Origin of the sequence: Psychrobacter sp. M9-54-1 (assembly GCF_016613355.1) — a bacterium.
Taxonomy (GTDB): Bacteria; Pseudomonadota; Gammaproteobacteria; order Pseudomonadales; family Moraxellaceae; genus Psychrobacter; species Psychrobacter faecalis.
Genome location: NZ_JADGFW010000049.1, coordinates 1 through 855, shown reverse-complemented (window position 1 = coordinate 855; position 855 = coordinate 1). Strand labels below are relative to the sequence as shown.

The 855-nt window shown below is 43.4% G+C and carries 1 protein-coding gene; it reads left to right on the top strand.

What is annotated here, in order from left to right; genetic code table 11:
• Positions 1–846: IS982 family transposase (locus IQ457_RS13255; RefSeq protein ID WP_200663858.1), on the top strand; the 846-nt coding region annotated here is incomplete at its 5' end.
• Positions 847–855: the final 9 nt, after the last annotated feature.

Here is an 855-nt window from a genome sequence, read left to right as displayed (position 1 = left end):
ATGGTAGAGCAATATTACAAAATAGTCGTCACCAAACCCTTGCGAAGTGCAGGTTACGCGCCAAAGCTAAGTGATCCTGAGGTTATTTGCATGGAGATGGTCGGTGAATTTTTACACCTAGATCAAGACAAACAAATTTGGCAATACTTTACCCAGCATTGGCAAGACTGGTTTCCAGCCATCGGCTCATACCCTAACTTCGCAAAGCACTGCGCCAATCTGTGGCAAGTCAAACAGCAGATACAAGATAACGTCAGTCAAATTGAAGGCCGTGACAACATCCATTTTATGGATGGTTTTCCGATACCCGTCTGTCATTATGGACGCGCTTATCGGCATAAGAATTATCAAGACTTAGCAGCTTTTAGCTACTGTGCCGCTAAGCAAGAGAGGTACTATGGCTTTGAGGGACATTTGCTTGTTAACTTATCGGGCATGATTAAAGGCTTTACCTTTGCTCCTGCCAATGTTGATGAAAGAGCGGTTGCCCCAGAAATCACCACTCATATTCATGGGCTACTTGGCGCTGATAAAGGGTATATCAGCCCGAGTCTGACATCGTACTACGACGCTCAAGGAGTAGATTTACAAACGCCACTCAGAGCTAATATGAAAGAAGATAGACCCAAACCTGTGGTAAGGCGGCTAATGAAAGCCCGCCGTATCGTTGAAACAGTCATTGGTCAGTTATCAGAACGATTTAATATACAAAGGGTACGAGCAAGAGATTTATGGCATTTGTCTCATCGATTGATTCGTAAAATTCTGTCACACAATCTGTGCTTTGTACTCAACAAAAAACTTGGTAATCCGCCTCTTCAGTTTGATTTGCTTATTTCAAGTTGAGAGTGGGGT